Source organism: Flavobacterium zubiriense (assembly GCF_041729725.1).
Classification (GTDB): Bacteria; Bacteroidota; Bacteroidia; order Flavobacteriales; family Flavobacteriaceae; genus Flavobacterium; species Flavobacterium zubiriense.
Genome location: NZ_JBCFQL010000004.1, coordinates 224,896 through 250,931, shown reverse-complemented (window position 1 = coordinate 250,931; position 26,036 = coordinate 224,896). Strand labels below are relative to the sequence as shown.

General features: G+C 31.5%; 23 protein-coding genes. 11 read left to right on the top strand and 12 right to left on the bottom strand.

Annotated elements, in window-relative coordinates:
• Together AAGV28_RS05450 and AAGV28_RS05445 are read right to left on the bottom strand one after the other, a co-directional pair.
• Positions 1 to 3,236, bottom strand: a 3,236-nt coding sequence (locus tag AAGV28_RS05450; protein ID WP_373405814.1) for a hypothetical protein, incomplete at its 3' end; no start/stop codon positions are given.
• Between the two features lie 28 nt (positions 3,237 to 3,264).
• Positions 3,265 to 3,798 (bottom strand): hypothetical protein, encoded by a 534-nt coding sequence (locus tag AAGV28_RS05445; protein ID WP_373405813.1) that lies wholly within the window; start codon positions 3,796 to 3,798, stop codon positions 3,265 to 3,267.
• A gap of 519 nt (positions 3,799 to 4,317) precedes the next feature.
• Here AAGV28_RS05445 and AAGV28_RS05440 point away from each other — a divergent pair.
• Genes AAGV28_RS05440 through AAGV28_RS05430 form a run of 3 tightly spaced genes read left to right on the top strand, consistent with a single transcriptional unit; the run spans position 4,318 to position 7,799 of the window.
• The gene (locus AAGV28_RS05440) at positions 4,318 to 4,803 is read left to right on the top strand and encodes a SixA phosphatase family protein (RefSeq protein WP_373405812.1); all 486 of its coding nucleotides are present in this window, start codon (positions 4,318 to 4,320) and stop codon (positions 4,801 to 4,803) included.
• A gap of 3 nt (positions 4,804 to 4,806) precedes the next feature.
• Positions 4,807 to 6,879 (top strand): polyphosphate kinase 1, encoded by a 2,073-nt coding sequence (gene ppk1 / locus AAGV28_RS05435; protein WP_373405811.1) that lies wholly within the window; start codon positions 4,807 to 4,809, stop codon positions 6,877 to 6,879.
• A gap of 29 nt (positions 6,880 to 6,908) precedes the next feature.
• Positions 6,909 to 7,799: a Ppx/GppA phosphatase family protein gene (locus AAGV28_RS05430; protein ID WP_373405810.1), complete on the top strand. Its 891-nt coding sequence runs from the start codon at positions 6,909 to 6,911 to the stop codon at positions 7,797 to 7,799.
• A gap of 151 nt (positions 7,800 to 7,950) precedes the next feature.
• Here the strand turns inward: AAGV28_RS05430 and AAGV28_RS05425 are convergent, their stop codons facing one another.
• The 3 genes from AAGV28_RS05425 to AAGV28_RS05415 all read right to left on the bottom strand — a co-directional run bounded on the left by AAGV28_RS05425 (position 7,951) and on the right by AAGV28_RS05415 (position 11,683).
• Complete coding sequence (locus AAGV28_RS05425; protein ID WP_373405809.1) at positions 7,951 to 8,532, bottom strand: DNA polymerase III subunit gamma/tau; 582 nt, start codon at positions 8,530 to 8,532, stop codon at positions 7,951 to 7,953.
• A gap of 38 nt (positions 8,533 to 8,570) precedes the next feature.
• Positions 8,571 to 9,656 (bottom strand): DNA polymerase III subunit gamma/tau, encoded by a 1,086-nt coding sequence (gene dnaX / locus AAGV28_RS05420; RefSeq protein ID WP_373405808.1) that lies wholly within the window; start codon positions 9,654 to 9,656, stop codon positions 8,571 to 8,573.
• Between the two features lie 410 nt (positions 9,657 to 10,066).
• Positions 10,067 to 11,683: a reverse transcriptase domain-containing protein gene (locus AAGV28_RS05415; RefSeq protein WP_373405807.1), complete on the bottom strand. Its 1,617-nt coding sequence runs from the start codon at positions 11,681 to 11,683 to the stop codon at positions 10,067 to 10,069.
• A 353-nt stretch (positions 11,684 to 12,036) separates the two neighbouring features.
• Between AAGV28_RS05415 and AAGV28_RS05410 the strand changes: the two genes are divergently transcribed.
• The 8 genes from AAGV28_RS05410 (at position 12,037) to AAGV28_RS05375 (ending at position 20,955) form a co-directional block, all read left to right on the top strand.
• On the top strand, positions 12,037 to 13,221 hold the full coding sequence (locus AAGV28_RS05410) for a hypothetical protein (RefSeq protein WP_373405806.1): 1,185 nt from the start codon (positions 12,037 to 12,039) through the stop codon (positions 13,219 to 13,221).
• A gap of 505 nt (positions 13,222 to 13,726) precedes the next feature.
• Positions 13,727 to 15,589: a DNA topoisomerase IV subunit B gene (locus AAGV28_RS05405; protein ID WP_373405805.1), complete on the top strand. Its 1,863-nt coding sequence runs from the start codon at positions 13,727 to 13,729 to the stop codon at positions 15,587 to 15,589.
• A 23-nt stretch (positions 15,590 to 15,612) separates the two neighbouring features.
• Positions 15,613 to 16,110: a DUF1016 N-terminal domain-containing protein gene (locus AAGV28_RS05400; RefSeq protein ID WP_373405804.1), complete on the top strand. Its 498-nt coding sequence runs from the start codon at positions 15,613 to 15,615 to the stop codon at positions 16,108 to 16,110.
• On the top strand, positions 16,088 to 16,279 hold the full coding sequence (locus tag AAGV28_RS05395; RefSeq protein ID WP_373405803.1) for a PDDEXK nuclease domain-containing protein: 192 nt from the start codon (positions 16,088 to 16,090) through the stop codon (positions 16,277 to 16,279). Before AAGV28_RS05400 ends, AAGV28_RS05395 begins: the two co-directional genes overlap by 23 nt.
• A gap of 9 nt (positions 16,280 to 16,288) precedes the next feature.
• On the top strand, positions 16,289 to 16,699 hold the full coding sequence (locus AAGV28_RS05390; RefSeq protein WP_373405802.1) for a nucleotidyltransferase substrate binding protein: 411 nt from the start codon (positions 16,289 to 16,291) through the stop codon (positions 16,697 to 16,699).
• Positions 16,699 to 17,001: a nucleotidyltransferase domain-containing protein gene (locus AAGV28_RS05385; RefSeq protein ID WP_373405801.1), complete on the top strand. Its 303-nt coding sequence runs from the start codon at positions 16,699 to 16,701 to the stop codon at positions 16,999 to 17,001. The genes AAGV28_RS05390 and AAGV28_RS05385 overlap by 1 nt, the downstream gene beginning before the upstream one ends.
• Before the next feature lie 78 nt (positions 17,002 to 17,079).
• Positions 17,080 to 18,204 carry a PDDEXK nuclease domain-containing protein gene (locus tag AAGV28_RS05380; protein WP_373405800.1) on the top strand — a complete coding sequence of 375 codons (1,125 nt, stop codon included), beginning with the start codon at positions 17,080 to 17,082 and terminating at the stop codon, positions 18,202 to 18,204.
• Positions 18,205 to 18,222: 18 nt separating this feature from the next.
• The gene (locus AAGV28_RS05375; protein ID WP_373405799.1) at positions 18,223 to 20,955 is read left to right on the top strand and encodes a DNA gyrase/topoisomerase IV subunit A; all 2,733 of its coding nucleotides are present in this window, start codon (positions 18,223 to 18,225) and stop codon (positions 20,953 to 20,955) included.
• Positions 20,956 to 20,998: 43 nt separating this feature from the next.
• Here the strand turns inward: AAGV28_RS05375 and AAGV28_RS05370 are convergent, their stop codons facing one another.
• The 7 genes from AAGV28_RS05370 to AAGV28_RS05340 all read right to left on the bottom strand — a co-directional run bounded on the left by AAGV28_RS05370 (position 20,999) and on the right by AAGV28_RS05340 (position 26,013).
• Positions 20,999 to 21,652, bottom strand: a complete 654-nt coding sequence (locus AAGV28_RS05370) for a 3'-5' exonuclease (RefSeq protein WP_373405798.1) — start codon at positions 21,650 to 21,652, stop codon at positions 20,999 to 21,001.
• Positions 21,652 to 23,586, bottom strand: coding sequence for a DUF294 nucleotidyltransferase-like domain-containing protein (locus tag AAGV28_RS05365; protein WP_373405797.1), 1,935 nt, complete (start codon positions 23,584 to 23,586; stop codon positions 21,652 to 21,654). The genes AAGV28_RS05370 and AAGV28_RS05365 overlap by 1 nt, the downstream gene beginning before the upstream one ends.
• 152 nt (positions 23,587 to 23,738) lie before the next feature.
• On the bottom strand, positions 23,739 to 24,509 hold the full coding sequence (locus AAGV28_RS05360) for a TerC family protein (protein WP_373405796.1): 771 nt from the start codon (positions 24,507 to 24,509) through the stop codon (positions 23,739 to 23,741).
• A gap of 34 nt (positions 24,510 to 24,543) precedes the next feature.
• Positions 24,544 to 24,921: a DNA topoisomerase IV gene (locus AAGV28_RS05355; protein WP_373405795.1), complete on the bottom strand. Its 378-nt coding sequence runs from the start codon at positions 24,919 to 24,921 to the stop codon at positions 24,544 to 24,546.
• 2 nt (positions 24,922 to 24,923) lie between these two features.
• Positions 24,924 to 25,496 carry a pentapeptide repeat-containing protein gene (locus tag AAGV28_RS05350; protein WP_373405794.1) on the bottom strand — a complete coding sequence of 191 codons (573 nt, stop codon included), beginning with the start codon at positions 25,494 to 25,496 and terminating at the stop codon, positions 24,924 to 24,926.
• Positions 25,496 to 25,798, bottom strand: a complete 303-nt coding sequence (locus AAGV28_RS05345; RefSeq protein WP_373405793.1) for a type II toxin-antitoxin system RelE/ParE family toxin — start codon at positions 25,796 to 25,798, stop codon at positions 25,496 to 25,498. Before AAGV28_RS05345 ends, AAGV28_RS05350 begins: the two co-directional genes overlap by 1 nt.
• Positions 25,783 to 26,013 carry a hypothetical protein gene (locus AAGV28_RS05340; protein ID WP_373405792.1) on the bottom strand — a complete coding sequence of 77 codons (231 nt, stop codon included), beginning with the start codon at positions 26,011 to 26,013 and terminating at the stop codon, positions 25,783 to 25,785. The genes AAGV28_RS05345 and AAGV28_RS05340 overlap by 16 nt, the downstream gene beginning before the upstream one ends.
• Positions 26,014 to 26,036 lie beyond the last annotated feature (23 nt).

Here is a 26,036-nt window from a genome sequence, read left to right as displayed (position 1 = left end):
GTATAAGTATATTCGCCAGCCGCTAAGTCAGTAGTTGCAGTATTATTGAAAGTAATGTTTCCAGTTCCACCCGTTGGAGTACTTAAAACCACCGATCCTTTTTCACCAAAACATTTAGGTTGAGTAGGCGTTGCTGTGAAAGCGATTGCATCAGGAGCTGCATTGATAGTAACCGTTATCGATTGAGTACAACCATTAGCATCAGTAGCCGTATAAGTATATTCGCCAGCCGCTAAGTCAGTAGTTGCAGTATTATTGAAAGTAATGTTTCCAGTTCCACCCGTTGGAGTACTTAAAACCACCGATCCTTTTTCACCTGCACATTTAGGTTGAGTAGGAGTTGCTGTGAAAGCAATTTCAGTTGGAGCAGCATTGATAGTAACCGATAATTTTGCAGAAGAACAATTCTTAGAGTCTGAAACTGTTACCTCATAGATACCTGCTTCTAGATTGTTTATATCTTCGGTTGTTGCATTATACGGATTTCCATTTTTAGTCCATGTATAAGTGTAAGGAGCTGTTCCTCCATTAGTATTGATATCAATACTTCCTGTACTTGTTCCAAAACATTGTATTTCTATTTTATTAGCAATACTTAATGAAGGTTTAGCATTTATAGTGACTACAATTGGTACTTTAGGGCCAATACAAGAATTACTTTGACCTTCAGCGACATAGTAAGTTGTTTCTCCTGCTGTATTTGTAAGCGGAGTAATTGATGATTGTGCTGGCGAAGTAAGACTTGTATAATAATAAAGTGTATAAGCTGGATTACTTTTTGTAGCTGTTAATTCAGTAGCAGTATCTCCGATGCAATAATTTACATTAGTTGCTGTAGGTGATGAAGTAATACTTGTAACATTAATTGTAAATTCAAAATAACATCCATTAGTTACTCCGGCAGGAATAGCGTAATAAGTTTTAGTTCCTACTGTTGCTGGAAATGGATTATTTGTAGTGTATTGGTTGGTTTTAGCAAGTGAATCATAGAAAGTTGATCCAGGAGGGAACGCACCTGCTACATCTGAAATTGGAATTGTATTACCAGTATTACAAAAAGTAAATGCAGCAATTGGAGGTGTAGACTGACAATTATTATTAACAAATTCGGTAGCATTAATTGTAGTTTCAATTGGAGCAGCTATAGCACTTCCTTCACAATTACCGCTTCCTGAGTATCCTTGGATTAAAGATTTATCCGTGATATTTACATTTGAGGTAGCTCCTGTTCCAGTCATTAAACCATTCACTGAAATGGTATTGCTACAATTTGCATTTTTAAGTAACGTACAATTTTCTGTTACCTTAAATTTAAATGTAAGTTCTGCTAAAACTGTATTAGGATCTGTAGGTAATGGTAAAGACCCAATATTCCAAACGATAGATCCATTTGCTCCAAGTGTAGGATCAAATGTCAAATTGTTTGGAGTTGGTAATGGGCTAAAATTGATAGTTTTACCAGCGCTATTTGCAACATAAGTTGCATTGTAAGGGACAGGGATTATTATTTTTGAATTGTTTATAATTTCTGTTCCTTTATTTTTAATTTGAACTTTATAGCCTAATTCCTGACCTGGTAGTGCAGTATAATTTCCAGTGCCTACTACAGGAGAACCATTAATTGTAGTAGCGGTAATGACACCTTCTATTTCAGGTACATAAGCGTCAACAGACATTGCTAAGGCAAAGATCACATAAGTATCCTGAGTTGTTCCGTATTTAAATTTTGTTGAAGTTTGATTATTACCTATTATGGTATTTCCTGAATTAGGAATTTTAAACATACTAATATCTAATCCTGTATTGTTTAAATGATTTGGATTTCTTGGGTTTCCGCCAGTTTCAATGGAAGAGTTGAAGAAATTAGTTGCTGAATTTCCAGAATGGTTAAGAGATTGAAAATCGTTAGAGTTTAATTTTTGTATTTGAAAATAGTCTCCAGAGATGCTTCTATCACCTTCACCTGCTACTAATCCTAATTTGATCCCTACATCACCTGTTTGAACGGCATTAAAACCATCAACAGCAATATCAAAATTTGTTGTAGTACCTCCTGTTACATAAGCATGACCGTCAAAGACAGTAATGTCTCTGTTTTTCATGTTGGAATTTTCGTAAATAATAATCATAGACCAACCACCATAGTATCCAGTGTTACCACCATCTCCTTCTACTAAAGCAATATCAGCTGCAGTATATTCACCTATTCCACGACTCTTTACAAAACTGGTTACATCAGCATAAGCAGAATACATAAAACCATCGGAAGTTGTTGGGTAATAAATTTCACTATTATTTCCATTTTGGCTTGCAGAAATTGTAGTATAATTGGTATCACCAGGTCCTTTTAATGAAATTTTAGTTTTATCATAATTTTTGGTAACACTTATTACTTCTGGTACTGTTGTTTTGTAAGTTACATCAACGTATGCTCTGGATGGATTAAAACTACTAGGTCTTCTAAGTCTATTAACAACAAGTGTATAATTTGTGTCTGAAAATATTAGTTTATCTGATGCGTCAGAAGGGTAAACAGAGTTATTATCCGATGTAAAATTGATAACATTGGAATTTCCATTATTTACAGACTTCGTTAATGATGAACTATTAGATGTATATGAATAAGTATACTTAATCGTGTTTCCAACACTAATAGGGGTAAATGTGTAAGTGATAGTACCGTTATTACCATTACTGCTAATATTTTCAGTGATAGTTAATTTATAATTAGTATTTTCTATAGCATCATTACTGCTAAATATTTGTCTATTTGAGTCAGTATTATTTTGAGTTACTGTATTTCCAGTATTTACATTTTTAGTTACTGAAAAAGTATTACTGCTTTGACTTCCATCAGAAGCTCTACCTGTCCAATACAAACCAGCAAATACAATATTGGAACAATTAGAAGCTACTCCATCATCTGTAGGTAAAACTAATGTTGATGATGATGAGTTTAATGTATTTGAATTCCCATCAACATCAACATACACCATTGGATTTGAGTTGCTACTATTATCACCATAGGATTGTAATGTTAAATTAGTATTTCCTATTAATGTAAAATCACCTTTCACTTTGTAATTTTTAGTAAAAGGCGCAGTAGATGAAGCTCTTTGAGTGAAAGGCACCCTAACTTGTGCGGTTACACTAAATAGATTTCCAAATAATACTGTACTAATTAATAGTAAGCAGAATGATATGGACTTTTTAGTTTTAAAGTAAAGTTTATTCATGTTTTCTGTTATTTATTTAGTAGTAAAATTATTCTACTGGATCTATTTTATATAAAATGGTATAATCATTATCATCGTTTCGAATCATATTGACAATATTTTGTTTAGTTATATTTATCCCAGAAACGATGTAGATGTATTTTAAATTTGTAAAACTGGAAAAGATTGAAAGATCAATTTTTGTATTGACATCAGTTGATTTTTTTATGCTAACTTTCACTACCTCAACTTTATTAGAAGGAATAGGATTGTTTTTTATATAGTTAATTGATGGCATATCTGTAAACAACACCGTGCAATTCTCTCCATAGATTTTTAGAATATTGTCATAGGTGTAAATAGCAGGATTTAAATTATGTAGTAAACCATCTAATTTTTTATATTCTGAATCAGAAGTTGATTTTAATGTAGTTAAAAATGAATTAACTTCTTTGATGTCAGTAGAAACATTGTTTCCTTGTGCCGTACTGTTTTCAAAACTAATTAATGTTACTAGAAATATTATAGTTTTAAAAACTATTCTTATATACGAGTTTTGATTACTAAATTTGCTTAAATTCATATTAATTGATAGATTTCTATTTATATTTTTCATTGGAGTCAATTTTAATTCGTCAAAAATTTAAAACGAATTTAATTACATTTAATTTATGTAGTATATATTCTCTTCAAACAACCTAAATACTCGTTCAAAAGCATTTTTTTTGTGAAACAAAACTTAAAAATTAGTTAATCATTGTTTTGATTTATATTAATCTCCTAACTGTATTAAAAATAAAGGAGTTACTTTAATGTTTATATTATTGTGATTGCTATTGAATAATCATCCAAATTTAAATTGAAAAAATTTATTAAAAAAATAAATTATCGATAAAATACATTTTTGTTGGTTAAAATACATTAAAAATTAACATAAATAAGTTTTTAACTACAATTAATTTAATATATGATTTCTAATAAAATCAAAAATAGAAAAATAAAGATTTTTATCTTTTTTACATTTTCTCTATAAATTTATTCCAAGATTAATTGTATCTTTCTAATTTAAGAAATTCTAAAATAGACAGTCTAAAATAGAAATATGAAAAATTTAATAGTAGTAAGACACGCTAAATCCAGTTGGGATTTGCCAATGAAAGATATAGACAGGCCGCTCGAACAAAGAGGGATTAAGGATGCCCATTTAGTGTCTTCAAATATTTTTGATTTTTTACCACAAACCTTTATTATTTGGAGTAGCATTGCTAAAAGAGCATCAGATACGGCAATAATTTTTGCGCAAAATATTTTGTACCCTATAGAAAACATTGTTTTTAAAAAGGATTTATACACATTTGACGAAAAACAGTTAGAAGAAATTGTAAAATCGTGTGCTAATACATTTGACAGTGTAATTCTTTTTGGACATAATGATGCAATTACAAATTTTGTTAATAAATTTGGGGATGTATTTATAGAAAATGTTCCTACTTGTGGCTTTGTTTCACTTCAATTTGAAACCGATAATTGGGAAAAAATAAGTAAAGGAAAAACTAAAAAAATAATAATTCCAAAAGATTTAAAATAAAAAATGTTTGATCAAAAGTATATTGATAGAGAAAAAAGTTGGTTAGCATTTAATGCCAGAGTACTTCAAGAAGCAGCTGACGATTCGGTACCATTGTTAGATAGATTACGGTTTTTAGGAATTTTTTCGAATAACTTAGATGAATTTTTCAGAGTTCGTTTTGCGGCAATTCGTCGGTTGAGTTTGTCAGGTAAAACAGGTGAAAAAATTTTAGGTGGAATATCGGCACAACAATTAGTAAAAGATATTACAGAAATTGTAATCGAACATCAAACGGAAAGTTTGGCAATACTTAGGGAAATTGAAACCAAATTAGAAACCGAAAACATTTTTATCATTGATGAAAATGAGATATCTGATGAGCAAGAGATTTTTTTGAAAGATTTCTTTAATCAAACGCTAAGCCCTGAATTAGTAACTATTATATTAAATGATTTAGCTGAATTCCCTTTGTTAAAAGATAATATTGGTTATTTAGCAGTTAAGTTAGTGATGAAAAAGGACGCTGCTGTTCATTATGCGATTATAGAAATTCCAAAAACAATGAATCGTTTTATTGTACTACCTTCAAAAGACAATAAAAAATATGTGATTCTCATTGATGATGTCATTCGACATAATTTAAAAAGTATCTTCAATATTTTTGATTATGATAGCATTTCTGCTCACATGATAAAAATTAGTAGAGATGCTCAATTAGATATAGACAGTGATTTGAGTAAAAGTATGCTCGAAAAAATATCCAGTAGCGTAAAAGAAAGACGAATTGGCGAGCCTGTACGTTTTATTTACGACCAATTAATTGGTGAAGATACTTTACGATTTTTTTTAGATAAAATGAAAATTGTTTCTACCGATAGTATCATTCCCGGTGGAAGATATCATAATAGAAGGGATTATATGGATTTTCCTAATTTAGGAAGATATGATTTACTATATAAAAAAAACGTACCATTGCCTGTTCCTGGACTCGATTTAGAAGGTAGTATTTTAGAAAAAATAAGCAAAAAAGATTATCTTTTACACGCTCCATACCAATCGTTTTCATACATAACAAAGTTTTTAAGAGAGGCTGCTTTAGATCCTAAAGTAACTTCTATAAAAATTACCTTGTATCGATTAGCTAAAAATTCTCAAATTATTAGTTCGTTGATTAATGCAGCTAAAAACGGAAAAAAAGTTACCGTTCAAATAGAATTACAGGCTCGTTTTGATGAAGCTTCCAATATTTCGTATGCCGAACAAATGCAAACTGAAGGAATCGATCTGATTTTTGGTATTAAAGGTTTAAAAGTGCACAGCAAAATTTGTGTTATTGAAAGAATTGAAGATGGTAAAAATAAACGCTATGGTTTTATTTCTACAGGTAATTTCAATGAAGCGACTGCCAAAATTTATACTGATGTAACTCTTTTTACGAGTCACCAACAAATTTTAAAAGATATTTCAAAAATATTTGAATTTTTTAATATCAATTATAGAGTACACCGATACAAACATTTAATTGTTTCGCCACATTATACGCGTTCAAAATTTTATAAATTTATCGATCGCGAAATTTCTCACGCTCTAGCGGGTAGAAAAGCGTATATGAAACTAAAAATGAATAGTTTGTCTGATTTTGCTATGATTGATAAACTCTATGAAGCGAGCAAAGCAGGAGTGAAAATCCAACTGGAAGTGAGAGGGATTTGCTCTTTAATTCCTGGAATCAAAGGGATGAGCGAGAACATTGAAGCAATCAGTATAGTAGATAATTATTTAGAACATTCTCGAATTTATATTTTTGGAAATGGAGGTCAAACGGAAGTCTATATTTCTTCAGCCGATTTTATGACTCGAAATTTAGATGGCAGAGTCGAAGTAACTTGTCCTATTTATGATCAGGATATTAAAAACGAATTAATAGAAAATTTTGATATTGGATGGAAAGGAAATGTAAAAGCCCGTTTTCATTCTTGTAATTTAGATAATCAGTACCGTCCTAATGACGGACAAAATGTATTTAGAGCACAATTAGAAACATACAAATATTACCAAAGAAAAGTAGGCATGTTCAAAGAAATTGTCTTTTAGTACGACAGTAAAAATAATAGGGAAAAAGAATGATTAAAATTAAAAAATATGCTGCCATCGATATTGGATCTAATGCCATGCGTTTATTAGTTGTCAATATTGTGGAACAAGATGGTAAGGAAACTCAATTTAATAAAAGTGCTTTAGTGCGTGTTCCTATTCGTTTAGGGCAAGATGCTTTTACAGTTGGAGAAATCTCAGCAGAAAATACAGATAGAATGTGCGATGCTATGAAAGCATTTAATCTTTTAATGAAAGTTCATAAAGTAGAATCCTATAAAGCTTTTGCTACATCGGCAATGCGTGAAGCCTACAATGGAAAAGAAGTTGTAGCTCTAATTAAGAAAAAAGCCGATATAAAAATTGAAATTATAGATGGTAAAAAAGAAGCAGCTATTATTGCATCGACTGATTTGCATCATTTATTAAAAACAGATAAAACGTATTTATTTGTGGATGTTGGTGGTGGTAGTACTGAATTCACTTTATTTTCTGATGGTAAAATTGTCAACTCAAGATCATTCAAAGTAGGTACCGTTCGTTTACTGAATAATATGGTTTGCGATGTAGTATGGGACGAAATTGAAAAATGGATTAAATTGAATACTGCTGATTTTGACGAAGTAACCTTGATAGGTTCTGGTGGAAATATTAATAAATTATTCAAAATGTCGGGTAAAATGCAAGACAAACCCATGTCTTATTTATATATTAATTCTCAATATGCTTTTTTAAATTCGTTGACTTACGATCAAAGAATTTCGGAATTAGGATTGAATCCTGATCGTGCCGATGTAATCATTCCAGCTGTTCGTATTTATCTAAATGCCATGAAATGGAGTGGGGCAAGAAATATTTATGTTCCTAAAATTGGGCTTTCTGATGGTATTGTCAAAGCCATGTATTTTGGTAAAATATAATAGGACTTCCGTTTCTTATACCAATCATTGAAATGGCACACAGATGAAATGGATTTTAACCGATAATCGCACATTGTGATTCACAAAATATCTAGTAGAACCCTGATTTTAAACAGACTCTTAGACTTTTAAACTTGAGACTTTAAACTTTCTAACTATTAATATCTAATCCAAATGTTGTTCTCAAAAGATCAATATTTGGATTTATTTCATGTAAGCGGTTGTATCTGTCCTGATCATTTAATGCTTTTTTGATGGATACATTTTCGTTTACAATCACTTCTATACTGATGTTGTGGTTGTGTAAATGACCTCTCAAATGTCCTAAAAGTCCATTCATTTCCTTTTCGAAATCTAGTTTAGAACCCTCATTTGGCAATTCGATACTAATGGTTGTTCCGTTTAAAACTGGATCATTAATCAATAGTAAAGATTCCATAATTCGGAAACCTTTATCACCTAATTTTTTAGCATAATTAGTCCATTGCAATAGCATTTCAGTTTCTGTAAATTCTTCAGTTGGCAAATGAACTGTTTCTTTTACAATTGTTTTGTTGCTTTCTTCCAATGCTTTTTTGGCACGAATGCTCGATAAGGATAATGCCGAAAATTGAGGACCTGTTGGTTCCGTTTTTTTAGGAATTTCAGGAGTTGGAGTTGCAGTTACTGCTTCTTTTTGAGGAGTAACAGGAGTAGAAACTGGAGTTTCAACCGCTTGTTTCGTTTGCTCCACTATAGAATAGTCGTTTTTTCTAAAATACGTTGGCGGAATTATAAAGGACTCAACTTTTTTTTTTCTCCATCAAAAGTGATAGAGGCTAATTGCATCAAACAAAGTTCAACTAACAAACGTTGATTTTGACTTAATTTGTATTTCAAATCACATTCGTTTGCAATAGCAATTCCCGTTAAAAGGAATTCCTGGGTGCATTTTTGAGCCTGAACTCCGTACATTTTTTGAGCTTGTTCACCTGCTTCTAATAAACTTAAAGTTGAAGGTGTTTTGCTTACCAATAAATCTCTAAAATGCGAAGCTAGTCCTGATACAAAATGATGGGAATCAAATCCTTTTGCAAGAATGTCATTAAAAGCCATCAATAAGTCAGGGATTTTATTTTCTAAAATTAAATCAGTTATCGTAATATAGGTTTCGTAATCCAGCACGTTCAGGTTTTCGGTAACAGCCTGACGGGTCAAATTGGTGCCGCAATACGAAACCACTCGGTCAAAAATAGACAAAGCATCACGCATGGCACCATCTGCTTTTTGAGCAATAATATGCAATGCATCATCTTCAAAAATAATTCCTTGACTTTGTGCTACTTCGGCCAAATGTTCTTTGGCATCTTTTACGGTAATTCTTTTAAAATCAAATATTTGACAACGCGATAAAATCGTTGGGATGATTTTATGTTTTTCGGTCGTAGCCAAAATAAAAATGGCATGTTTAGGTGGTTCTTCTAATGTTTTCAAAAAAGCATTAAAAGCCGCCGATGACAACATGTGCACCTCGTCAATAATATAGACTTTGTATTTTCCGGTTTGTGGCGGAATACGAACCTGATCAATCAAATTACGAATATCATCTACCGAGTTGTTGGAAGCGGCATCCAATTCGAAAACATTAAAAGCAAAGTCTTCATTAGGATCATCGTAACCAGGTTGGTTGATTTTTCGAGCCAGAATTCGGGCGCAAGTAGTTTTTCCAACACCTCTAGGTCCAGTAAATAAAAGGGCAGAAGCCAAATGATTGTTTTCTATAGCGTTCAATAAAGTATTGGTAATCGCTTTTTGTCCTACAACATCATTAAAGGTTTGCGGACGGTACTTGCGAGCTGATACTATAAATTGTTCCATAGAAATTTTTATTCGAAAGCAAATATAGGGTTTAATTTAAAGATTGAAAAATTTAACTATTGAAAGATTGTTATTGCTATCCGAAAGTTTTACTAAAACCTGAAATGTTAATCGGAATAGCTTTTAAACAGCATGTTACTACAAAATTATACTAAAAATAACTCAGAACTGAATTCCAATTGATACATTTTACAGCATTTTTTTAATATTGCTGTAGGTTTTATCGTTTAACGAATTTATTTACTTTTAATAGATTTAGTAATTTTCAGAAAATATTTATAATTATATTTGGAGAAAACAATTGAATCGTTTCCATATTTTGAGGTTGAAAATTAAGGAATTGCTTTTTGGTTTTAAATAGGGATAATTACGTTTAAGATTTAATAGGTTTTAGGATAGTGACAGTGTCGTTATTTTAAATGTTTTTTTATTGCACTAAAAACAATATGTTTTCTTTTTCTAAGTTGCTTGTCAAAATGATTTACTTTAAAAATTTCTGAGCATCTTTTTACATATGACATATAATTTGAATTCCTTCTTTCAGAATTAATTTCCTTACTTATTATTGAATATTCACCTTTTATATTTATTTCTAAAAAATTTTTTGTTCTTAGTTTTTGTTTTAGGTCGTTTTTCTCAGTATCGAGTTCTCTTAATGGGTTATTATATAATTTTTTAATTTGGTTTATATATATAGCTTTAGTTTGCAATGGGTTTTTTTCACTTCCTTTTAAAGCTCTTTTAGATCTACGTTTTATTATATTTATAAGTCGTCTATAATATTTTGCAAGATTAGTAGATTTGATTAAAATATTATATCCTCTAAATTCAAAACCAAGATAAATTAAAGGAGAGTTTATTGTTTGAGTACCATCATTATTAATTTTAATAGAGGTTAATCTCTTTTCTTTTGCTTTATTGAATTCAATGAACTCAAAAATAAATGTTTCAGTTTTTGCTGAACTTATTTCGACTTTACTTTCTTTTATTAAATTTTCAACATGTTTTTTTGTGAATTCAATATCTTCAACATTACAAATAATAACGATGTCATCAGAATATCTTCGGTAATATATTTTTCTTTTTAATGTTAAGTTATTAATTATTGCTTTGTCAAAATCTAATAAATAAATGTTTGCTAAAACAGCACTAATTGGTAAACCTTGAGGAATTCCTATTTTTTGTTTTTGTTCATTTCTAAAAGGATTTTTGAAAACTCTTAACTTTCCTTGCTTAATATGATTTCTAAAGTCTTCATTTGACTCAAAAAAACATTTAAACCCCTTTTCGCGTCTTATTTTAGCTAATTTACTTTCATCAAACTCTGATTTTCTTCCTAATTTTTTATTTGTTTTTCTCAAATCATCTTTTAGGACATAACTAAAATTAGTACACGATTTAAAAACATTATAATGATGATTTGGAAGTAGAGATTCATCAATAATATACGCCCATTTTTCTTTTAAAATCTGATGGTCTAAAGAAGAAAAGAATCCTTTTATATCAAACGTTAATACAGCAACTTTTTGATTGTTTTTAGTGCGATTAATAATTTCATCAAAAACTTCTTTAGCAAAATGGATTGTGCTTTTACCTTTTTCAGAATTACTATCAATTGGTATTTTTCTGTATGCAGTAACACAATTATATAGTTCTAAGTTTTGAGATAATTTTTCTTTGTATTTTAAATTTAATAAATGAGCATAATAGCCGTAAATTAGAGTATCATAATGACTTGCATAGTGAAGTGGTCTTAATTTAGCAGTTTTTTCTGTTTTTCCAGTAGTCTTTAAAATATGTTTATGTGCTTTACCAACGGTAGTATGCTTTTTTGGGTCAGCATTTTTATATTTTCTCTCTTTTATGAAAGCATGAATAAGTGGGTAAAATGCATATCTTTCAATAAACTCTTTATTTTCAATCTGCTTTTTATACTTACGCCAATTTTCTCCAATTCTCAAACTTGGAGAAATGTGTAAGTAGCCTTTAGATTTTAACCAATCAGGAATGTCATCAAATTGTTTCATAAAAAAACCTCGTGCATCAGTTCTAGCAATAATAATATTTCATTTTACATACATCCCGAAGGATCGGACTAGTACCCAATAACTGAGTCATTGTTTGTTTCGTAAATTATAACTTAAATGCAACATCAAATACTATGACCTTGACTTATATTAGATTATTTCATATATTTGTAGTCGGAATTCCTCTAATAGAAGAACTGCTACTAATAAATCTTGAACCTGAATATCTCAAACATTCAGTAGAGCATAAAGCCCTTTAGTCCTAACTAGTTGTAAAAAATCAACTTTCTGCACAAGGTAAACAAATATAAAACTTTTTTTATTAAATTTACAAAAATCATTAAGTATAATGTATGTCAAAAATCAGACTTGGGGATTTATATTCTCTAAATAATCATCCATATGAATTAGATTTATCAGATGTGAAAATTGCAGCACTTGCAAATATGACACCTCCAATTTTTGTTGTTACTGAAATACTTAATTCGTCAAAAGAATTTGATTCTGAAACAGGAAAAGAAAAATTTAAGCAAGTAAAATGTATTTTTTATTCTCATAAATCTCATAAGTTTGAAAGTTTATGGTTAGATATTAAACATGTTAAACCAATTAAAAAGCAAGGTGAAGAGGATATTATTTTAGATAAAAATGATGAAATAAATACTGCATCAAAGACAGAAAATGCAAAACCTATTTCAATAGAAGATGTAAAAACAACTTTTTTAAATAATCAAGTAATTTTAAAATCTTGTGATTATGAGCTTGGTAAGTTGAAAACAACTTTTGTTAAAACAGATAATAAATCTTCACAAAAAGTAAATTCACATCTTGATTTTTTACCTCCTGTACTTACTGTGATTGATGTAAAGAATAATGAGGAGAAAGTTGGTTTTAATCCTAAATCTGGAAATTTAAGAAAGATCACTTCAAAAATTTTACTAAAATGCAAATGGTACAATCCATTGTCTGGAGGTTTTTCTGAAGACTTTATTCCTTTAGAAACTGTAGAAATGGTTAAGCATGCTACAAATCTAGAAATGATTTATGATTTAATTTTAAATAAAACGTTCTTTAGAAATGTTTTTGAAAATCATATTGAGTTAGAAAGTGGTATAACTCTGCAACATAGTTACATTCAACCTATTGAATTAATATTTAATCATTATAAATATAAATTAAAATATTTTGATTTTTTTAAAACAAAATATGATGAAATGGATTTATCTGAAATTAATTTTGATGATGATGTTGTTGGAATAAATGATTTAATAATTGATAAAATACCTGAGTATAAAACTAATTTACAAGAATTTACCACTATTTTAGACTTTGCTTTTAAAAAAAACAAATATTATAGAATAACATATAAAGATCAACAAGATAGAATTACTAGAAGAGTAATACATGTAAAAGAGTATCTAGCTAAAAAAGTTGTTATAGCGGATTGTTTATTAAGAGATGGTGAGGAAAGACATTTTAGATTAAAAGAGAGTAGTATGTTAAAAATTGAAATTCTTGAATCAAAATATTTCAGTTAGTTGATAAATCATTAAAGTAAAATATACTTAAATAGTAACCATCCAGACCCAAACCTTCTTCTAAGTTATTTTGGTTAGTAACTATTTCCCATCAAGTACTAATAAAGCATACTAATATGATTTTTAGTAATTTAAATACGAAATAGTAGCAATAGAATTCTAATCAGCAATTTTAAGTATTGAAAGCGCGTCTGGAATTATCCTAAAAAGACAAATCCTTATTGATACCCCCGACAGCAGCGGCATCCTTGTGGCGGTGGCGTTTATGCCGCCACAAGATAGAGCGTATGGCGGGAGCGGTGTTTCCTAAAAAATACTATACGTACTGGTTCTAATAACGCCAAAAATAAATACTGCTCGCTTTGTCTTGTTAGTTGCTGCAATTTGATTTTGTCCTGCTAGCTGCTGCTTTTTCTTGTCAATATCATTTTTGATAACTTTGGCTGCTGGCTCTTTTAAAATAGGGCGATATATGCTATATTAGCAAAAAAATCCACAAAATTTAATGTCTGAACAAAATCAATACAACGAAGATAATATTCGATCGCTCGACTGGAAAGAGCACATCCGTATGCGTCCCGGAATGTATATTGGGAAATTGGGTGATGGTTCTTCGCCAGATGATGGAATTTACATTTTATTAAAAGAAGTGCTGGACAACTGTATCGATGAGTTTGTTATGGGTGCTGGGAAAACCATTGAGGTATCGATCAAAGACAAAACGGTTTCGGTGCGCGATTACGGTCGTGGGATTCCGTTAGGGAAAGTGGTTGATGTGGTTTCTAAGATGAATACCGGTGGAAAGTACGATTCCTTGGCCTTTAAAAAATCGGTAGGTTTAAATGGGGTAGGTACTAAGGCGGTGAACGCGTTGTCGAATTATTTCCGTGTAGAATCGGTTCGGGAAGAAAAACAAAAAGCGGCTGAATTCTCGGCTGGTAACTTAGTTTTAGAAGAAGACATAATTGAAACTACGAAGCGAAAAGGAACCAAAGTTACTTTTATACCTGATGAAGCGATTTTTAAAAACTACAAATTCAGAAATGAGTATGTAATTAAAATGCTAAAAAATTATTGTTACCTGAATACAGGATTAACGATAATTTACAACGGCGAAAAATATTTCTCTGATTTTGGTTTACGCGATTTATTAGACGAGAATATTGCCGAAGAAGATAAGGTGTACAATATCATTCATCTAAAAGGCGATGATATCGAAATTGCGATGACGCACAGCAAATCGCAATACAGCGAGGAATACCATTCGTTTGTGAATGGTCAGAACACTACTCAGGGAGGAACGCATTTAGTAGCTTTTAGAGAAGCGATCGTAAAAACCATCAGGGAGTTTTACAACAAAGGTTTTGAGCCTTCGGATATTCGAAAATCCATTGTTGGTGCGGTAAGTATTAAAGTGATGGAACCCGTTTTTGAGTCGCAAACCAAAACCAAATTGGGTTCTACGGATATTGGTTCGGAACCCGGAATGCCTTCGGTACGAACGTTTGTGAATGATTTTGTCAAAAATAATTTAGACAATTATTTGCACAAGAATCCAGAAACTGCCGATTTGCTTTTGCGCAAAATTTTGCAAGCCGAAAGAGAGCGTAAGGAACTTTCGGGTATTCGAAAATTAGCGAAAGACCGCGCCAAGAAAGCCAGTTTGCACAATAAAAAATTACGGGATTGTCGCGTGCATTTGCCAGATGTTAAGAATCCAAGATATTTAGAAAGTACGCTTTTTATCACCGAGGGAGATTCGGCTTCGGGTTCGATTACCAAATCCCGTGATGTAAATACCCAAGCTGTGTTTAGTTTGCGTGGTAAGCCACTGAATTCTTATGGCATGAGCAAGAAAATTGTGTATGAAAATGAGGAATTCAACTTGCTACAAGCGGCTTTAGATATCGAAGACGACATGGAAAACCTGCGTTATAATAATATTGTAATTGCGACCGATGCCGATGTCGACGGAATGCATATTCGATTATTATTAATTACTTTTTTCCTGCAATTTTTCCCTGAATTAATCAAAGAAGGGCATTTGTATATTTTGCAAACACCATTGTTTAGAGTTCGAAATAAAAAGGAAACCATTTATTGCTATTCGGAAGAAGAGCGTAAAGCGGCCATTGAAAAGTTGAAACCAAAACCAGAAATCACCCGATTTAAAGGTTTGGGAGAGATTTCTCCTGATGAGTTCAAGAATTTCATTGGAGAAACGATTCGTTTAGATCCTATTATGATGGACAAGAATACTTCAATTGAGCAATTGTTGTCATTCTACATGGGAAAAAACACACCCGATAGACAGGAGTTTATTATTAAGAATTTGAAAGTGGAGTTGGATACATTGGAGGCAAGCTAGAAATAGTTTAAAAAGGAAAAATATTGTCAAAAGATCTTCAAAATAACGTTTTATTCCAGCAAGTTGTGGAGCTATTGCAAAACGCTCGGCAACAGGTTTTACGTACTGTAAATTCAACAATGGTTTACACCTATTTTGAAATTGGAAGAATAATAGTTGAAGAAGAACAAAGTGGAAAAGACCGGGCTGAATATGGAAAGCAAATTCTAAAAGGACTTTCTACGCGGTTGACTAATGAGTTTGGGAAAGGGTTTTCTTTGAGAAACTTAGAACAAATTAGAAAGTTTTATTTAATTTATTCAAATTCAGCATCAATGTTGCGGATTTTCGATATTCAAAAAACGCAGACAGTGACTGCGCAATTGCCTGATAAGATTTCGCAGTCAGTGTCTGCGGAATTGAATTCTAAAACATTATTTTCTATTTTCAAATTAACTTGGTCTCATTATTCATTTCTGATGCGGATTGATGATGAAAAAGAAGTTAGGTCAGATGCAAATGTATGTCAATTATTACGATAGAGAAATGCGTTTGGAAGATGAAAATAAAACCATTGGAATTGTACTTTGTCAAAATAAAAGTGATTTGGTTGTAGAGTATACTTTACCAGAAAATAATGAGCAAATTTTTGCCAGCAAATACAAAACAGTTCTTCCTAGTAAGGAAGATTTGATAAAATTAATTTCGTAATTTGAAAGCATGGAAAATCAAGACATTCGTTGGAAACAAAGGTTTGGGCATTTCATAAATGCTTTTAAACAATTAAAAAGAGCGAAAGAGTTAAAACGCGAAAGAGATTTTACCGAATTAGAATTGCAAGGCGTGATTCAAGCATTTGAAGTTTCTCAGGAACTGTCTTGGAAAGTAATGAAAGATTTCTTGGAAGAACAAGGGAAAACAGATTTATTTGGGAGCAAAAATGCAGTAAAAGAAGCTTTTAATGTAGGACTTATTACCAATGGAGAGGTTTGGTTAGATATGATTAAAAGTAGAAATCTTACTTCTCATATTTATGATGAGAAAGAGGTTTTGGTTATTTTAGAGATTATATTAAATGATTATTTCCCTGTTTTTATCGATTTTGAAAGTAAAATGAAAACTTATTTATAATGTTTGGAATTTATGCTAAGAGTTACCAAGAAATTTTGACAATATTTAAAAATTGTCCATCCATTGATGAGGTAGTTATTTATGGTTCTAGGGCAAAAGGAAATTATAGAGAAGGTTCAGATATTGATATTACATTAAAAGGGAATATAACTAAAGAAGATTTAAGTTGTTTATGGCATAAATTAGATGATAGTTTTATTCCTTATAAATTTGATATATCCATTTATAAAGATTTGAAATCTCAAAGTTTAATAGAACATATACAAAGAGTTGGTAAAACTTTTTACAAAAGAAAAAACTGAAATAAATTCAGCATAAATGAAAGACGAAGAAGATGATACTACCAATCTAAGTGAAGTAAGCAAAGCCGCAAAAAATTAATGCAAAACCTAGAAAACATATCCAATCAAATAGAGCATATTCATTCTTATTTTAATGAATACGCCAATAAACAAGTCAATTATGCTTATACTTTGCGTAATTGGTTGATAGGTATGTATTTGTTTGAATACGAACAAAAAGGGCAAGACAGAGCTGAATATGGTATAAATTTATATAAAAATATTGCAAAAAAAATAAAAGAGAAGCATATAAAAGGACTTTCGTTTACAATGCTCAATACGTGTAAACAGTTTTATTTAGTATATCCTGAAATTATTCAGACAGTGTCTGAACAATCTTTTGTTGTTGATAATCAGCAATCTGAAATTATTCGGGCACTGACAGAACAATTCAAATCCAAAAAACAAGAATCAGGTGTAAAATCCATTTCTATTGAAAATATTCCGTTGTTTTTAAGTAAAATAAGTTTTTCTCATATTGTAGAGTTCATAAAAATAGAAGATACTTTACAAAGGAGTTTTTATGAAATTCAAACGCTAAAAAATAATTGGACAGTAAGACAACTTCAACGAGAAATGAATTCGCTTTTGTACGAGCGAATTGGGTTGAGTACTAATAAAGAGAGTTTGTTAGAAAATATTAAGAGCGATACCGTTTGTAGTTTTTCGGAACTAATCAAAAGTCCTTATTTGTTAGAGTTTCTAGGCATTCCAGAAAAAGCAGAATATTCAGAAAATGATTTAGAACAAGCTATAATCAATCATTTACAGCAATTTTTGATAGAATTAGGTCGTGGATTTTGTTTTGAGGCTAGACAAAAGCGAATTTCTTTCAATAATAAACATTATAGAATTGACTTGGTTTTTTATCACCGAATTTTAAAATGTCATATTTTGATAGATTTAAAAATTGGAGATTTTGACCATTCTGATGCAGGGCAAATGAATGTGTATTTAAACTATTTTAAAGAAAATGAAATGTTAGAAAACGACAATCCTCCTATAGGTATAATCCTTTGCAGTCAAAAAGATAATGCGCTTGTGCATTATGCAACAGGAGGATTATCTCAAGAAGTTTTTGTAAGTAAATATAAATTGCAACTTCCTACAGAAGTAGAGTTGAAAGCGTTAATAGAAAATGATGTAAAATCTTTTAGAAATTAACTACTAAAATTACCCTAAATGAAAGACGAAGAAGACGATAACATCATTCCAGATAACGAAGAAAATAATACAGAAGACAATTCTCTTGATGAAAATCAGGATGGAGAGGATGCTGATGAAATTATTCCTGTGGTAGATGCCAAACATTTTGAAGGACAGCATTTTTACGAAAACGACGAAAACAGCGAAGATACCATTACCAAAGTTACGGGAATGTATAAAGACTGGTTTCTGGATTATGCTTCTTATGTTATTCTGGAGCGTGCTGTTCCTGCTATTGAAGACGGATTCAAACCAGTACAACGCCGAATTATGCACTCGCTTAAAGAGCTAGATGACGGTCGTTATAACAAGGTTGCCAATGTTGTTGGTCACACGATGCAGTATCATCCTCACGGTGATGCCAGTATTGGTGATGCCATGGTACAAATTGGTCAAAAAGATTTGTTGATTGATTGCCAGGGAAACTGGGGAAATATTTTAACGGGTGACGGAGCTGCAGCTTCGCGTTATATTGAGGCACGTTTATCTAAATTTGCTTTAGAGGTTTTGTATTCTCCAAAAATTACCGATTGGGGCGTTTCCTATGATGGTCGTCGGGCAGAACCGAATAATCTTCCAGTAAAATTTCCGTTGCTTTTAGCACAAGGAGCCGAAGGAATTGCTGTTGGACTTTCGACCAAAGTGTTACCACATAATTTTAATGAATTGATAGATGCGTCTATCAAAATTTTAAAAGGAAAAGCCTTTACATTGTATCCTGATTTTATGACACAGGGTATTGCCGATGTGTCTAATTATAATGACGGATTGCGTGGCGGGCGTGTACGTGTACGTGCTAAAATTGCGCAATTGGACAAAAACACCTTGGTAATTACCCAAATTCCGTTTTCGACAAATACCACTACTTTGATTGATAGTATTTTGAAGGCGAATGATAAAGGGAAAATTAAAATCAAGAAAATTGAAGACAATACTGCTGCTGAGGTTGAAATTTTAATTCATTTGTATCCTGGTGTTTCTCCAGATAAAACCATTGATGCCTTATTCGCTTTTACGGCTTGCGAAACTTCGGTTGCGCCTTTGGGTTGTGTTATCGAAGATAATAAACCGTTGTTTATTGGAGTTTCGGAAATGTTGAAAATTTCGACAGCACGAACTCAAGATTTACTACGTCAGGAATTAGAAATTCAATTAGAAGAATTAAAAAACAAATGGCATTTTTCTACATTAGAAAAAATCTTCATTCGTGAGGAAATGTATATTGAATTCAAATTGTATTCTGACAGAGAATCCTTGTACAAATACATGTACGACCGATTTGAACCTTTTAGTAAATCATTTGTCAGAGCCATTAATGATGAGGATTTACAGCGATTGACACAAATCCCGATGATTCGTATTACTCGTTTTGATTCGGATAAAGCGGATGATTTTATTTCGAAGTTAGAAGACGAAATGAAAGAAGTGGAATTTCATTTGGCTAATTTAACTGATTTTGCCATTGCCTATTTTACTAAATTAAAAGAGAAATACGGAAAAGGACGCGAACGCCAAACCGAATTACGAATTTTTGATGATATTGAAGCCACAAAAGTAGTGTTGCGAAACACCAAACTGTACGTGAACAGAACGGAAGGTTTTGTGGGAACCAGTTTGAAAAAAGACGAATATGTTGCCGATTGTTCGGATATTGATGATGTAATTGTTTTTCTACGTGATGGAAATATGATGGTTACCAAAGTGGATGCGAAGACTTTTGTTGGAAAAGATATCATTCATGTAGCCGTTTTTGATAAAAGCGATAAACGTACTATTTACAATGTAATTTATCGTGATGGAAAATCAGGACCTTCATACATTAAGAGGTTTAATGTTTCGGGAGTTACAAGAGATAAATTATATGATTTAACTAATGGAACTAAAGGTTCACAGATTCTATATTTTACTTGTAATCCAAATGGAGAAGCCGAAGTGGTTACTGTTATTTTACGTCAGGTAGGAACTATCAAGAAATTAAAATTTGATATTGATTTTGCTAAATTAGCGATAAAAGGAAGGGCTTCTAAAGGAAATTTGGCGTCCAAATATCCAATCAAAAAGATAGAAATAAAGGAGAAAGGAATTTCGACTTTATTGCCAAGGAAAATTTGGTACGATGATACCGTGCAACGATTAAATGTTGATGCGAGAGGAGAATTATTAGGCGAATTTAGGCCCAATGATAAAATTTTAGTAATCCAGCAATCAGGAAAATTAAAAGTGGTTATTCCTGAATTGACCACTCATTTTGAGGAAGATATGATTGTTTTAGAAAAATGGATTCCTAAAAAACCTATTTCAGCGATTTATTATGATGGCGAAAAAGAACGGTATTACCTAAAGCGTTTCTTGGTGGAAACTGAAAATAAAGAGGAAATTTTTATAACCGAACATCCAAATTCGCAATTAGAAATTGTATCGACGGATTATCGTCCAGTTGCGCAATTGGTTTATCCAAAGATAAAAGGAGTTCAAAAAGAGAGTTTACAGGTGGATATTGAAGAATTTATTGCTGTAAAAGGAATTAAGGCTTTAGGAAATCAATTGACAACAGAGAAATTAAAACAAGTGAATTTGTTAGAATCGTTGCCTTATGAAGCTCCAGAAGAAGTTATTCCGGAGGAAATGGAAGTCAGAGGCGAATTAAATGCTGATGATGGTCCAATCCAACTGGATGATGATGGTCAAATTGGCCTAATTTTAGAATAATATGAAAAAGCTTCCACCATGTCGGAAGCTTTTTTTTTGACTTTTATCTAAAGAAATGATACAGCATAAGAGCATCTTTTTCTCTTAACTTTTTTAAGATTTTAAGAAAAGCGATAGCGGTAATGTAAGCATCTCCTATGGCGGTATGTCTGTCTTTTTTAGAAATATCAAATTTATCGGCTAGATCGTCCAAGGTGTAATGATCCTTATGTTGCAGTAAGTTTGACTTAATTAATGTTTTTTTGTACAAGCTGGCTGTGTCTAAAGTTCGGTTTGTAATTTTAGCCAATCCATTTCTAACCAAAGCATTATTAATCATTGTCATGTCAAATTTTGTATGATGAGCAACAATAATCGAATCGCCTAAATAATCTAAAAACATTTGCAATACCTGAAGTTCCGATTTGTGATCCAAAACATCACTTCTAATAATACCATGAATTTGTACGCTGGATTTATCAAAATGTTCCTGATCCATATAATGTTCAAAAGCATTTTGTAAATTGATGATTCCGTTTTGTAAAGTAATGGCGCCAATACACAGAATTCTATCATTTTCATAATCAAAACCAGTGGTTTCAGTATCTAAAACAACAAAACGTTCCGATTCAATAGGTCGATTTAATTTTTCGTCAATAGGTTCCTTAAGAATGCCTAAAATTTGTAGCGACTCAATAATTTTTTCTTTAAGTGTCATTATATTGTAATTTTTCCAGGATTAAAACGCATCGAAATAACTTCTTGTAATTCTTTTATAGTTTTAAAAGCGCCTTTCAGTTTTACTTTTTCCAGTTTCGAAAGGGCTTCTAATTCAATAAATTGTCCTGAATCATGATGTAAAAGACCTTGTTTGGTTCGGAATTTCAATAATGTTTTGTATGAATAAGCACAAGATAAATACAATTCTTTATTTTGAGGCTCGAGTTCGGCTAGTTTTTCAAATCGTTCGGGAGTATTACTTATTCCTTTAACCGAATGTGATAAGATTAATACTCGTGCCGCATCGGCTAATGGCATTAAAGCGCGTCTTTTAATGTCAAAGAAGTCTTTGTGAGCGCCATCTTGTTCGACTAGAAATTGTCTAAAAAAACCTGTTGGCGATGGACTTTGCAAAGCACCACTAACCAAATGAACATAGAAAATGGGATTAGCATCAATATCGCTAAAAATAAAATCAGCTAGTTCATTTGCTAATTCTCGGTCTCCATAAGACAAACTATAATCAAAAAAGATAAAAGATAGTAACACTTCGTCTTTTCCTGGTTTGCTAATCCAGTCGTGAACTAATTCTTTCCATTGGTTTAAACTCAAACACCATTTTGGGTTGGATGCCATCATTTCGGCAGGACAATATTCGTAACCAATTTCAAAAAGTCCTTTATTGACTATTGCTGCTAATTCTAGAAAATACTTGTTAGTTTTTTCTTGTAATATTTCCGGAACATCTTCATATATTAACGCATTGTCTTGATCGGTGTGTAATAATTGTTCACTACGGCCTTGGCTTCCTAATGCGAGCCAGGAAAATCGAACTGGTGGAGGAGTTCTCATTTTAGTCAATGACAATTCTATGACTCTTTTGATGCAAGCATCGTTCAATTCGGTAATAATTTTAGATGTTAGTGTTATCGGTATATTTTGATCTAAATAGCCTTGTAAGAGTTGCATTATTTTGGCTCGAATTGGTTTGATTGCTTTGACTTTTTTAACCCTTTTTAAAGCTTTTATCAGTACCGCAGGATTGTTTCCTAAGGCTACCATCAAATCGTGTTTGGATAGAATTCCTACTGCTTTTGTATTGGCTGTTCCATCTTTAGTAAGACATAAATGGCTGATGTTGCTTTTCATCATTGCCATTTGTGCTTGCGTAATCGTCATTTTTTTAGAATAGGTAATTACGGGCGAATTCATAATTACATCAGCCGTAGTGTTGATAGAATATTCTCCGGTTACAATTTTATTCCTTAAATCTTTGTCGGTAATAATTCCTATTGGCAGCATATCTTCAACCACAAGCATGGCGCCAATATTCTTTTTAGTCATTGTTACTGCAATTTCTTTAGCAGTTGCTGCACGCGAACAAGTAATTATCTTTTTAGAATATTTAATAGGTTGTAAGTCGAGAATTTTATTATCAGTGTCGATCACTTCTCCAATATTTTCTCCATTAAAAACGTCTCCATATAATTTATCGCTATGACTTTTAGAAAAAGGATTCTGTGTGTTTGAAGCAAAACTATCTATAATGAAACTCCCAACATCAGGGTTTTTTATGGCATACGGTTTAAAAACAGCAATTGGAATGGCATATAAAATGGTTTCTTCATGCGTGATGGCTTCCATTTTGTAATTTTCGTGTGCAATTAATGGTCGTAAACCAAAAATATCACCTTCATCACACATATCCAGAATATCATTATGCTCTTTTTTACGGAGTTCTATTGCACCTTTATGCACCACATAAAAGGAATCGTGAGTTTCTTCATTTTCAGTAAAAATAACAACTCCTTTGTCTTTGTATATTATGGAAACTTGCTCCGAAAGCACTTCAATATCATGTTGGTCTAGAAAACTAAAAGGAGGGAAATTTTTTAAAAAATCGGCTACTCTTTGCGAAATGGTATTTTTCATTAAAGTTTATTTTATGGCTATGGTTTAGTTGTATTATTGAAAATAAAAATTTGTACTGATTTTTATATCGTATGCTAATGTATTAATTTTTATGTTTTATAATCAAAAAAAGCTCCCTTTAAGGAGCTTCTTGATAGTAAAATTTGTTGGATTTATTTCTTTTTTGACATTTTCATATTCAAAACTTCTACCATAAGAGAAAAAGATATAGCAAAATACAAATACCCTTTTGGAAGAGGAGTAACATGACTGCCAAAAATCAAAGCATTAGATAGGTGAGCACTTTCGGTAATTAGCATCAAACCAATTAAAATTAAGAATGATAAACCTAAAATTTGAATAGAAGGATGTTTGTTTACAAATGTTCCTACTGGAACAGCAAATTGCATCATAATGATAATTGAAATCACCACAGCTGTTATCATAATGTAAATAGCCCCAGCAACACCATTAGTCATCCCCACTGCAGTTAAAATACTATCGAATGAGAAAACTAAGTCAATCAGGATAATTTGTATGATTACACTACTGAATGATTTTGCAGCAGTTTTTCTTACTTCTTTTTCTTCTTCTCCTTTATGATCTACTTTTTCTCTAATTTCGGTGGTGCTTTTATAGATTAAGAATAATCCACCCAATAAAAGAATGATGCTTTGTCCCGAAACTTGAGCGTTTATCCAACTAAAATCGATGGTAAACCAAGGTTCTTTCATTGCAATTAGGTACGATATCCCCAAAAGAAGAGCAATACGCATAAACATCGCTAAGAACATACCAATTTTAGTGGCTTTTTTTCGGCTTTCTTCAGGTAGTTTACCCGTTGCTATCGATATAAAAATGATATTATCGATTCCGAGTACGATTTCTAGAAATGTTAGTGTTAACAGCGCAATCCAGGCATCAGCGTTTAAAAATACTTCCATAGTATTAAGTTAAGAATTAAAGAATAAGTAGAATTTACAATTCACCAATTTTTGTTACAGTTCCTTTTTGTTTTTGGTCAGAACCAATGATACCAAATTCAAAGGTATATGAATTTCCTGAGGTACTCAATATTTTCATACCAATTGATTTTTCTTCAGCCCTATTCTTTGGATGCAATTTCTTTAACACATATTCGCAATCGTTTAGCCAGCGCACCGAAGCAGTATCCGTTTTTCCGTCGAATGTTTCAATTTCGATACTGTCATTGCGTTCAAAGAGCGTTACTTTTTTTACGCCGTCTACTTCGTGTTCAAATTTGAATTTCCCAGTTTTGAAATCTTTGCAATTGTGTTCGGCATTGTAGCAAGAAGCTAAAATAAGAAGTAAGGGCAGTAGAATTAGTTTTTTCATTTCTATTGAATTTTAATATCGAATTTGTCTAGAAGTCCCGGAATTCCCTGCATCGAAAATTTAGCTTTTCGCATTGGGTTGAATTCAGGATCAATTTTATAATTATAAGCCGTCAGGAAATTCACTTCTTTCAATTGCGTATCATTAAAAATGGCATTGTCTAAATTACAGTTATCAAAAACCGAACTAGAAAGATTTGTTCCAATGAAAGTCACTTCTTTCATCGAACAGGAATTGAACTTTGTTTTGGGCATTTTTTTATTCGAAAAAGAAGCATAATCTAAGATGCAATCATTAAAACTTACGGCAAACATAAAATCGGCACAGTTGTTAAAATGAATTCCCAGTAGTTTACAATTCGAAAAATGCACGGTTTTTAAACTAGTTCCGCCCAGCGTTGTCATCGAAAGATTGCAATTGATGAATTCACAATCCATAAATGTATTATTCGAAAAATCACTATTGGAAAAATCACAGTTTTTAAAAACGCAATCTTCAAATTCTCTATTACTTACTTTTTTGTCGATAAAAACTACTTTATCAAATGTTTTCTGGATATGAATTAAATCTTCCATTAAAAGGTTTTGGGTTTTCTTGAGGTATGTCTAACTCGCAGAATTTGAATATTATTTGGAGTAATTCGGTATGAAATCATATAGTCATAAATAAAGTAAGTTCTAAAACTTCCATCATTGTTATCTTTCTTAGTATCGAGTTTGTAGATTTCTGGTTTAGTTTTAAGAATTTTGGTACTTTCAAAAATTTCATCAATTACTTTGTCTGCAATATGAATGGATTTGCTTTCAAAAAGAATATAAAAATGAATGTCTTCCAGTTGTTCTAAAGCATTGGAAGACCAAATTATTTTCTTCCCCATTTTTTTGAAATTTCTCTTGCTTCATCTTCAGTATGAAAATGTCCTTTCTTAATACTTTCTAATGCTTTTTCAATATCGATATTGTAATCAATAGTGGTAGCTTCATGAGAAGAGTTTGTAGTAAGTAAAAGGCGTTTTAATTTTTCAACAAAAGTAGGATCTTTTACCTTGTCAATTTCTTGATGTATCCAATTTATTTCAGCTTGAATATCCATAATCTAATTTTTAGTAAATATAC

Coding starts and splice junctions, on each gene's coding strand:
- AAGV28_RS05445 (WP_373405813.1), bottom strand. CDS start 3,798: ATGAATTTAAGCAAATTTAGTAATCAAAACTCGTATATAAGAATAGTT.
- AAGV28_RS05440 (WP_373405812.1), top strand. CDS start 4,318: ATGAAAAATTTAATAGTAGTAAGACACGCTAAATCCAGTTGGGATTTG.
- ppk1 (WP_373405811.1), top strand. CDS start 4,807: ATGTTTGATCAAAAGTATATTGATAGAGAAAAAAGTTGGTTAGCATTT.
- AAGV28_RS05430 (WP_373405810.1), top strand. CDS start 6,909: ATGATTAAAATTAAAAAATATGCTGCCATCGATATTGGATCTAATGCC.
- dnaX (WP_373405808.1), bottom strand. CDS start 9,656: ATGGAACAATTTATAGTATCAGCTCGCAAGTACCGTCCGCAAACCTTT.
- AAGV28_RS05415 (WP_373405807.1), bottom strand. CDS start 11,683: ATGAAACAATTTGATGACATTCCTGATTGGTTAAAATCTAAAGGCTAC.
- AAGV28_RS05410 (WP_373405806.1), top strand. CDS start 12,037: ATGTCAAAAATCAGACTTGGGGATTTATATTCTCTAAATAATCATCCA.
- AAGV28_RS05405 (WP_373405805.1), top strand. CDS start 13,727: ATGTCTGAACAAAATCAATACAACGAAGATAATATTCGATCGCTCGAC.
- AAGV28_RS05395 (WP_373405803.1), top strand. CDS start 16,088: ATGTATGTCAATTATTACGATAGAGAAATGCGTTTGGAAGATGAAAAT.
- AAGV28_RS05390 (WP_373405802.1), top strand. CDS start 16,289: ATGGAAAATCAAGACATTCGTTGGAAACAAAGGTTTGGGCATTTCATA.
- AAGV28_RS05385 (WP_373405801.1), top strand. CDS start 16,699: ATGTTTGGAATTTATGCTAAGAGTTACCAAGAAATTTTGACAATATTT.
- AAGV28_RS05380 (WP_373405800.1), top strand. CDS start 17,080: ATGCAAAACCTAGAAAACATATCCAATCAAATAGAGCATATTCATTCT.
- AAGV28_RS05375 (WP_373405799.1), top strand. CDS start 18,223: ATGAAAGACGAAGAAGACGATAACATCATTCCAGATAACGAAGAAAAT.
- AAGV28_RS05370 (WP_373405798.1), bottom strand. CDS start 21,652: ATGACACTTAAAGAAAAAATTATTGAGTCGCTACAAATTTTAGGCATT.
- AAGV28_RS05365 (WP_373405797.1), bottom strand. CDS start 23,586: ATGAAAAATACCATTTCGCAAAGAGTAGCCGATTTTTTAAAAAATTTC.
- AAGV28_RS05360 (WP_373405796.1), bottom strand. CDS start 24,509: ATGGAAGTATTTTTAAACGCTGATGCCTGGATTGCGCTGTTAACACTA.
- AAGV28_RS05355 (WP_373405795.1), bottom strand. CDS start 24,921: ATGAAAAAACTAATTCTACTGCCCTTACTTCTTATTTTAGCTTCTTGC.
- AAGV28_RS05350 (WP_373405794.1), bottom strand. CDS start 25,496: ATGGAAGATTTAATTCATATCCAGAAAACATTTGATAAAGTAGTTTTT.
- AAGV28_RS05345 (WP_373405793.1), bottom strand. CDS start 25,798: ATGGGGAAGAAAATAATTTGGTCTTCCAATGCTTTAGAACAACTGGAA.
- AAGV28_RS05340 (WP_373405792.1), bottom strand. CDS start 26,013: ATGGATATTCAAGCTGAAATAAATTGGATACATCAAGAAATTGACAAG.